The 9043-nt window shown below is 51.2% G+C and carries 10 protein-coding genes and 1 pseudogene; 9 read left to right on the top strand and 2 right to left on the bottom strand.

All coding sequences use genetic code 11. The features are described from left to right. The 7 genes and pseudogenes from V7775_RS24575 to V7775_RS24545 form a co-directional block, all read left to right on the top strand. Positions 1 to 1661: pseudogene (locus tag V7775_RS24575) on the top strand (hypothetical protein); the annotation flags it as partial. Further along, positions 1658 to 3412 (top strand): carboxylesterase family protein, encoded by a 1755-nt coding sequence (locus tag V7775_RS24570; protein WP_335754572.1) that lies wholly within the window; start codon positions 1658 to 1660, stop codon positions 3410 to 3412. The pseudogene V7775_RS24575 and the gene V7775_RS24570, both read left to right, overlap by 4 nt. Before the next feature lie 63 nt (positions 3413 to 3475). After that, complete coding sequence (locus tag V7775_RS24565; protein WP_335754571.1) at positions 3476 to 4096, top strand: N-acetylmuramoyl-L-alanine amidase; 621 nt, start codon at positions 3476 to 3478, stop codon at positions 4094 to 4096. Further along, entirely contained in the window at positions 4093 to 4272 is a 180-nt protein-coding gene (locus V7775_RS24560; protein ID WP_335754570.1) for a hypothetical protein, read from the top strand. The genes V7775_RS24565 and V7775_RS24560 overlap by 4 nt, the downstream gene beginning before the upstream one ends. Beyond that, positions 4269 to 4445, top strand: coding sequence for a hypothetical protein (locus V7775_RS24555; RefSeq protein ID WP_335754569.1), 177 nt, complete (start codon positions 4269 to 4271; stop codon positions 4443 to 4445). The genes V7775_RS24560 and V7775_RS24555 overlap by 4 nt, the downstream gene beginning before the upstream one ends. Continuing rightward, positions 4384 to 4584, top strand: coding sequence for a hypothetical protein (locus tag V7775_RS24550; protein ID WP_335754568.1), 201 nt, complete (start codon positions 4384 to 4386; stop codon positions 4582 to 4584). Before V7775_RS24555 ends, V7775_RS24550 begins: the two co-directional genes overlap by 62 nt. Positions 4585 to 4613: 29 nt before the next feature. Beyond that, on the top strand, positions 4614 to 4880 hold the full coding sequence (locus V7775_RS24545; protein WP_335754567.1) for a hypothetical protein: 267 nt from the start codon (positions 4614 to 4616) through the stop codon (positions 4878 to 4880). A 398-nt stretch (positions 4881 to 5278) separates the two neighbouring features. On the opposite strand, the gene V7775_RS24540 is transcribed toward V7775_RS24545, so the two are convergent. Further along, complete coding sequence (locus tag V7775_RS24540; RefSeq protein ID WP_335754566.1) at positions 5279 to 5638, bottom strand: hypothetical protein; 360 nt, start codon at positions 5636 to 5638, stop codon at positions 5279 to 5281. A 324-nt stretch (positions 5639 to 5962) separates the two neighbouring features. Between V7775_RS24540 and V7775_RS24535 the strand changes: the two genes are divergently transcribed. Both V7775_RS24535 and V7775_RS24530 read left to right on the top strand, forming a co-directional pair. Further along, the gene (locus V7775_RS24535; RefSeq protein ID WP_335754565.1) at positions 5963 to 6775 is read left to right on the top strand and encodes a hypothetical protein; all 813 of its coding nucleotides are present in this window, start codon (positions 5963 to 5965) and stop codon (positions 6773 to 6775) included. 123 nt (positions 6776 to 6898) lie between these two features. Beyond that, entirely contained in the window at positions 6899 to 7258 is a 360-nt protein-coding gene (locus tag V7775_RS24530; RefSeq protein WP_335754564.1) for a hypothetical protein, read from the top strand. Between the two features lie 171 nt (positions 7259 to 7429). Here V7775_RS24530 and V7775_RS24525 read toward each other — a convergent pair whose 3' ends face one another. Continuing rightward, complete coding sequence (locus V7775_RS24525) at positions 7430 to 8785, bottom strand: KAP family P-loop NTPase fold protein (RefSeq protein ID WP_335754563.1); 1356 nt, start codon at positions 8783 to 8785, stop codon at positions 7430 to 7432. Positions 8786 to 9043: the final 258 nt, after the last annotated feature.

Below are 9043 nucleotides of genomic sequence, written 5' to 3'. Positions count from 1 at the left end.
ACGACCACGCGATTGGCGACGTCACAGGTCTGGAGACAGCGCTAGGTGGCAAGGCCGCATCTGATCACGACCACGCGATTGGCGACGTCACAGGTCTGGAGACAGCGCTAGGTGGCAAGGCCGCATCTGATCACGACCACGCAATTGGCGACGTCACAGGTCTGGAGGCAGCACTAGCCGATAAGCTTTCGGAATTGCCATTCGCCAGCCCAGACGAAGCGCTTGGCGGTGCGCGCGGCGATGCTGTAATGTCACCAGCTACAACGCGCGCGGCGATCAATGCTGGTCTGACAACGGCCGTCCAGCGGGGTTTGTTCAACTTCACGCCCGCGATGATCCATTCTCCCATGAACCCCGGCATTGCCTATCTGCGATATTCTTCTGATGTGCAGGGTCCAGCCTCAACCATGGCGCTATTCACGCCAAACGATACAGAAGTTTCCCCACGTGGCCCCGTCTTGCAGCTTAAAGGGGATAACCGAGTTGCACCCCGCGATTTGATTACCTTGGAGGCGGGCCGGAAATACCGTGTCAGATGGGAGGGACGACGCCCGGTTGATAGTGCTGACCCGTCAGGGGATGCCGTTGAATTTGGTATTGCATGGCTAAATAGCAGTTTGACGCAAACAGGGCTGACAATCAAAAAAACCGTGCTTGTGGATTATGGCAATCTGACCACGGCAAATGGGTGGGTAACAGCGGATGCGGTTATTTCGACGGATGCGGGAACGGGCATCGATGCGGCAAGCTCTGAGGCTATGTTTGCCCGACCCTATGTCCAACAGTACGGTTCTGATCGTACTTTCTTGGATGTGCGTATCCTTGCGGATGAGGACGTAACCGACAAGCCAGTCTTTGATGAACCATCTGCTGCTCTCGAAGAGCGCATTGCGGTTCTTGAAGGCACAAACTTGTTGGCAGCAATTCTGCTGCCTGCGTCAACAGATTTAGACGGTATCGACACGCCGTATGAATACTACGGTTCTGATCTGGTAAACGGGCCAACCGACGCCCCAACGGCCCTTGGCATTCAGGTCCGAGCTGTGGGCGCAAACCGCTTGCAGACGGCTTATAGCGCGTCGGGTTCTTCGCTTGATACATGGCGGAGGCTTCGCAGCTCTGGAACATGGGGCGCGTGGATCAAGAATGCGTCAGAATCGTATGTAGATACGATGTTTCAATCTCTGGCTAATAGCGTGACGACATCGGCAGTCGTAGACCACACACCCGCATTCGTGGATGACGGCACGGCCACTAATTTCGTTGCAGCTCACACGTCTCAGGTTTTTGAGGGGGTTCTCACTGGCTCCGATGCGTCGGGCCTTTGGTGCGACTTCATGGCGTCGGTAAACGCAACCATCACCTACACCACAGCGGGTACAAGCGGCGTGCTGATTACGTTGCCTTTTGCGACGGATGAAACCAACGTTTCAGGATACGCGATCAACGCGCGCCCGACGAGCAATTTCCCCCGCCATTCGACCGACATCGGGATGATAGCTGGCTCTAGTACCGTTGACGGCCTGACGCGGGCTGCAATCGGCTTTGAACGTAGCATCGACGGCTCGACGGCTGATGTGCGGTTCTACGCTTTGAGCGAAATACCATCTGGCACTGCGATTGGCTTGGTCATTTGGGGTAAATACAAGGTGGCCACATGATCCCTCGCGTGACTGTCCAGTTTGGGTCGCAAGAGATAACGGGCCTGCGTAAGACCCATGCGGTGCTTATGCCAGATGACGATAGCGCCAAGGCGGTAAAATTCCGCAAGCGCAATGCAGGCAAGACGTTTGAGCGCTGCGAATTTCGGGGCATCCCATTTTGCACCAGCATTGTTGCGGATGGGTGGTGGTCAACACCTGAAGCTTTAACAGAACTCCCTTCAAGCCCATTTGATGCAACCAGTTCGCGCCGGATTGCGCTGCAAACAACAGGGCCATCTGTGCCAACAACCGTTGGTTGGCGTGCGAGTGACATTGTAGGCGCTGGCGTCTTAGAATGGGATGAACGTGGTGTTATTGAGCATCAAGATAGCGCGCTGTTGGATATCTCAACTGACAAACCCGCCATTGGTGCAAACAAGCCTGTTACCGTGAATATTCACGGCGGCGGTAATACTGAAAACGCACGCATTTTCCCCCGTTTTGAGGGCGCATATGCCATTGGACGGGTCTACGTGACTGTCGAGTGGCCTCTTTCAACGCAGGGCTTTTTCACACATCCAGCGTTAGGTGAGGATCATCAAATCAACCAAGCCTATGATGTGGTGATAAAAGCGCTGGAATGGGTGCAACTGCACATTTCAAACTTTGGTGGCGATCCGAATAACGTCACCCTTGGCGGCACGTCAGCCGGGGGGCAGATGGCTACCTTGCTGATGCCGATGGGCGGCACGTTGTTTCATCGTGTTATATCCCATTCTGGCGGCGATACGGCAGGACGCCCTTCACGCGCATATTGCGAGGAATTGGGGAAATCGTTCTGGCACACCTTAATCAAAGGCAAGCCCGCGTTCTTTGACCCAACCAGAACGATTGCTGAAATTGCAGAACAAGACGGGATTGCCGCTGCGCTACGCCTCGGGCCATCCCCTGAGCAGATCCTGGCGTTTAAGAACCAACGCAAAGTTTGGAGTGTTTCGGACGGTGTGCTTGTTGCAGAGCAAGTGGGGCCGTTAAATATCTGGCCCGCCAATGATGGGGTGATCGTGCAAAACAGGACGGCACCTGCGGAAATCGCTGCGGACCGCTGGCCAACATCGGTCGCCTACATGTCTACGTGGGTGGCAAATGAAGCCTCACTTATCAATGAGGCGCGCTACGATGAAAACGCAGACGATTATTTCCGGCGTGTGGGGATCACCACCGATGAGGAAATAGCTACGGCAACGGCGCTAATCTCGCCTGACGGGGATGATTTGGAGCGCCTAGCCTATGGCCTTTGCGTGTTTGGCTACGGTGCCAACAGGTTGCCGCGCGACTTCGCTGCAAAGGGTGGCACGGCTTATGAGCTGTATTTCAAATATGACAGCCTTGGGAACGGCAAGCGCCTGACAGGTCACGCCAATCAACAGGTGTGGTTTAACGGGCGTCCTGACTGGCAAGTGGCGCAAGGCGAAAGCGCTGAATCGCTTCGATTGCAATTCTCTGATTTGGTTTTGAGCGCCTATCTGCAATCCTCAATCAGGCATTTCATGTCAACGGGTGATCCGAATGGCCCCGTTTTGGATGATCTGGACCTATTTGAGCCCTCCGATTTTGACACGTTTGAGCCGTTCGCCGCGATGGGTCCCGATCGCATAACTAACATTGTGGAAAACAACCTTTTCGACAATGAGCGTCCCGCCGTAAGGCAGGCCCCAAATCACCTGTCAGGCATTTGGGACTACTTCGACAGCACCTATTCGATCTGATCCAGCCCACAATTCAACCCACAACAACCCGCCTTGGCGGGCCAAAACCATTGGAGGCATTACATGTCCTACCTTTCAGACAGCCGCGTCAATTACATCGTAATCCACTATAGCGCGACCGCAATTGAAGTCGAATACCCCTATGGACGCCTTGAGGCTGATCATCTGGCGCGTGGTTTTCGTGAAGGCGGCTATCACTACTACCTACCCCGCAAGGGTGGACGGATTGCAGGGCGCGATCTATCCCAAGCGGGTCGTTTCGAAATGGGCGCTCATTCTAAAGGCGAGAATGTCGAAAGTGTTGGCATCTGCTTTGAGGGCGGATTGACTCGCGATGACATGCAGACGGGTCGCGACACGCGCACGGCGGGTCAGGTGGACGAAATGATCCGCACCATCCTAGAGCTTAAAAAGCGGTATCCCAATGCCAAGGTTACAGGCCACAGGGACATGCCCGGTGCCGCAACGCAATGCCCCGGCTTTGATGCTGGGAAGTGGTGGGATGGGGTCATGGCGTCGCCCGAGCTGATGGGTGCCGATGAGGTCCGTGGCGTTTCGTTGGATTGGGCGAAAGAGCAGCCGAAGCCTGCAGGTGTTACAATACCCACGGGCAAGATGCAGGCCAACCCGATTACGGCTTTGTTTGCCGCGCTGGCATCCTTTTTCGCAGGGAAAAAGCCATGAGATACGCGCCCATTACTCGCATCATCATTCGGTACGCCGTGGGCCTCATTGTGGGGGTAGACGCAGCAGACGTGTTAGCGCGCGATCCTGACGTTGTGACGGTTTGTGCGTTGGCGTTGGGGGCGGCTGTAGAGGTGATCTACGCGTTTGCGGTGCGCAAAGGCTGGACCACATGACCCGCGCAATCATCTTCATTGCAGTTCTGTGCTCCCTTGCTGGGGGCATCTATTGGGCAGGCGGGTCCGAAGAGCGCGCGACAACAATCAAACGCGAAAAGGAAATTTCCGATGCAATTAAAGATAGCGATTCTGCCCCTTCTTGGCGTGACCAGTTGCTTGGGCGTGAGTGATGCCGCGTTTTGCGGGCCTGACTTCACTGGGGCCATTGAACGGCTTGCGATTGAGCTGCCGGACCCGATGACGCCGGAAGGGGTAGGGCGCGCTGGCACGGCTGTAGTTTTAGGCCATGACGCAGGCTGCGCAAAGTGAGCGGCGAACAACAAAGAGGGCAGACACCATTGGAACGAATTTTACTACACATCGTTCAGGGGGTTACGGTTGTGGGGATTGTCGGCGGTTATGTCTCCATGGCGGAATTGAAAACGTCCAACGCGGTGTTGCAGATTGAGTTGCGCGCCTTAACGGATAGGCTGGATGATTTTCGCGCCCTGTCTGGTGATAGGTACACGTCAACACAAGCCCAGAGAGATATTAAACCCATCATCGATAGAATGTCTGATCATGAGGCGCGCCTGCGTCAATTGGAGCGGCATTCCATCAAATAACGCTCAATAGCAAAAGCCCACCTCTGTATATTCAGGGGCGGGCTTTTTTGCATTTTGACGGTCCTTATTGGTTGAGCGAAGCCCAGCGTTAGTCAGGTGTGAGTTCGCAATTGCAGAGAATGGCGGCTCCGTGTCCAAATAGCTCGAAGCCGCGATATGCCTCGATGGCCGCTTTGCGCAGATAGTGACCTTTGCAAAGTTTCACCTATTCCCCGACAGCGGCGTTTCGTGTGGCGTGCGGGGAAAGTTGGTAGTGAGCCCAATCTGACTGATGCTGTGGAACGTATGAATGTCAGCTATCAATAGACATCCCAAAACCTTCAACAACTACTTCGGTTTTGAACCGTTTTTTTGGCAGCAACAATCAGGGGGTTCTGGGCATGCGTCAAAAAGGAGCTTTACTGGTGCATTTTTTCGCGCTTGTATTCGGCCGGATCATCAACAACTTCGATGTGTGAATTTTGATAATCAATCATTTTAAAAATCAACCCTTCGATCATCGGTTGATTCCCAAACTTTATTACAAGCTGAGCTGCACCAAGCCGAGCCACTGGGATAACTCTCATGCACAATCGTTGCATACGAACCTCATCAACAAGATGCAGATCATCTTGCGCGAATCCTTCCTCTAGGAGTGAGAGGTTTATGCCCATTTGAGTTAGAGTAGATTGAAAGATTTTATTATCGACACCAATTTCTTGAGAAATGCGGTTTCCGAATTTCATACTCGATCTGAATTTTTTAAAAAATTTTAGCATGTGTTTTCCTACGCTACACCGCCAAGTACCGCAAACCCCAAAAGTGACGTAGCCAATGCGTTTAGACATGTGCTGGGAGCCGCCATTAGACGTGTTCTGCACCAAGGGCAGCTATGCGCAGATAGTGACCTTTGCAAAGTCACGTGAATTGCCCATAGGCGAACGACCCAAAAACCACCACTCGTGCGAAGATAATCCAATAACCGCCGCCAACCCAAAGTGGACGGTCGGTTTGAGAGTGTGTCCTTTCACGGCCGCTTTACTTACCCTGCTGAAGCTGCTCAGAGTGATGTTATCTTTCCCTGACCAAAGACTGCTCGTTAAATGGAAACATTTATTTTTCTGAATGGCATCGAGGTGAAATCTGATATTCGTCTAGGCGAAGGGATCGTATTGCAGCCAGCTGATACATCCTATCTCGATCTTACCACCGCTCTTTCAACTTGTAGGCATCCAGACGACATAGCAGTAGTCGCTGCATTCATTCCACGTGTAAGATCACAGTTTCAAATATCCGCAAAATCATCGCCAGAACTCTCTGTTTCTGCATGGAATTCATCTTGGGATGCTCTTCTTTTGTCTGCTATTTTTCAAAAGGAGATCGGATTCAATATTCAGTCTGACACGACCGCTCATGAAGTTTCCGCGAAAAGTACCCTTCGAGCGGTTCATCGGCAAATGAGCGGTTTCAATGATGAAAGAGCGCTCATCATTCAGAGTAAAGATGCCCTATGGCTAACGGATCATTTCGTAGATGCACGCCAGTTAATGAGTGAAGAGAGCTTTAAAACGGGTGTCCATTGTTTGGCCTCAATGCATTGGCATCCTCATCCAAGAATCAAGTTAGCGATAATATGGGCAGGGATAGAGGGAATTTTCGGGGCGAGCACTGAAATTAGGTTCAAAATTAGCTTATACATGGCGCGATTTCTTGCACCCGAGGATGTGGCCGAAAGAAAGGCCATATTTGAATTAGTTAAGAAGTTATATAGTGACCGTTCCAAAGCGGTTCACGGTAGCAAACTCAAAGGGGACCTTTCTGTTTCCGTGGCCGATTCCGCAACTTTGTTGAACAAACTGCTGATAAAATGCATCGAGGTCGGCTCATTGCCTAAAGAGACTGAGTTAGTCCCTTAAAGCCAGACGGTAGCCTATTGCCCAATTCCGCACTTTGCAAATTTCAGGGTAAGTAGGTTCTTTATTGATCGTACTGAGACCCTGTGAGACATACTGTTCTCATGGGCATATAGGACCGTAGAGATGATTAAGATGAGAGATTTAAACACCGGTTTCACATATCGATCATCATGGACGGGGTACGCTAAGGGCCGAGGTCTTGATATAGTCAATGCACCGGTGCTGCACAGCGCACGCATTGACACCAACCAAGTCTATGACGACTCCTTTAAGGGCCCCCGGCACAGTTTCTCAAAAAAGTACGAGCAGTTCATCGAGGCTCTTAAAGCCAGTGAATGCGCCATCATCCGACATGGCGGAAAAGATGAAAACCAAGAACTGTTTGGGTCCGGCAAACTGATTGCAGTCTACGAGGTTCTTTCGTACGTGGTTGACGAAACTGGCGGCGTTAAAATTCATCTTGGCAATCGAGTTGCATTTTAGAACAGCATTTACCGTGAACTGCCCAAACCTGCCGCTCATGAAACTCTCAACCAACGACCGCTTCCAACCGCATAACTGATATGCCAACTCACATAGCAGTGGAAAACCTCAAAAGCCGGTAGCGCCTCTAAAAGTGGCAGACGGTGCAGGCAAGGCAACGCCACCTAAAAACTAAATTCTAAATAATTCGACCCAGTCCTTTTGAATTCCCTTCGCTATAGATTTTACATCCGATATTCCAAAATTATCAAATCGACCACCCATTTGTTCAGACCAGTCAGGCAAGTCTTCAACATCGTTTAACTCTTCAGCTCCACAACAAAAAACTATTGTGGCAAGCCAAATAGTAACCTCATGATCGTATTCAGAATTGTAGTTACCCCCGATACGCTGCGCCGTTTTTTCTTTTGGTGCGAAGAGATACGCCCGAAGCTCCGACGTCTGAGCGTCTCCAGAGACCAGTTTCACATGAAGCCCAGGGTCGACGACAGAAGTGACAAGAAGCGCGCAGAGTACATCAATATATCCATCCACATAATTTTTCTCATGAACGGCATTGGGTAACAAAGCGACCTTGGAGAGGATCTTTCCAACATCTCTAAGGGAGACATCGCGACCTTTGGCCACGCACTTCATGATGCTTACACAACGGTCTGAAACGCGCTTAGGAAGTTTCATGTCGGAGATAAGCTTTGAGGCGTATTTGGCTACAACATTCACTTCACCGCGCTCACCGATCGTGCGAGGAAGCGAGAACGAGACATTTATGAACTTCCGGAGATAGCTTTCTGCATCAATTTCGGCACCATATCTTGCTTTAACGCTGTTCTCTAATGCTTTTCCGTTAATGCTGAGTATGAAGTGGACTTTTGGCACTGAGAAAAAGTGCTTAATAACTTCCAGAACAGTCAGGGCATAGTCTGGTCGGCATCGGTCTAATTCGTCGACGACAATGACGATCGGTGCCGCTGATTTCTGGGTCAGATCTGACAGCAGATTTCGAAAATCACCCACTGCTTCTTTTCGGTCTTTTTCAATATCAAAAAGGTCTTGCGCCGCATCTTTGGCTTCGCCATTTGCCGCATCCGCGATCACATCTCCGATTTCATCTAAATGTTGTTTGGCACCAAACGTCGCCACCGAAAGAGCGATCCCCAATGCTGGCTTTGCAAGTTTTGCAGCGACTGATTTCCATTTTTTTACTGTCGCTGCTTGCGCATTTGGTAGGCGCGCACTTACCGCAGTGATGATGGAAATGAGAGGGTCGGTGAGATAATCGTTTTCAAATGCATCAAAATATATGGTTGTGGCGGTGCCATTGTTTTCTGCAGTGTGAGCTGCAACCCACCTTTTGAGAAAAAATGTCTTTCCAGATCCCCACATGTCGTCTAGCGCCAGGACAATCGGGTCTTCTATTCGCTCAACAAGTTCGGACAGCTGCTTTGAAGTGGCTTTTCGCTCAAGAACATCATCGTCGAACCCTGTTTCATACAAAACAACGTCATTATCCTGCGGGAATAGTTTCATCCGTAGCCTTCTTTAAGCATCTGTTTCTTCAAGTAATGCCGGAGAAGATGAACGTCGTCGACCCATGTAAGGCTCTCTACAACGATAATTTCCTGCGCATAGCTGACTTTGGTGCTGATTGCAGCGAAAGGCGACTCTCCGCCCAATGTGTGAAATGGCCATGTCCGCTTCGGGCTGGGAGCTGCCGTTAGACGCCGTTTGCATCAATGGCAGCTTTGCGCAGATAGTGACCTTTGCAAAGTTACGCGAACGGCCCTT

Origin of the sequence: Sulfitobacter sp. (assembly GCF_036960155.1) — a bacterium.
Lineage (GTDB): Bacteria > Pseudomonadota > Alphaproteobacteria > Rhodobacterales > Rhodobacteraceae > Sulfitobacter.
The sequence above is the reverse complement of the archived record's forward strand: the minus strand, read 5'-3'. Positions and strand labels throughout refer to the sequence as shown.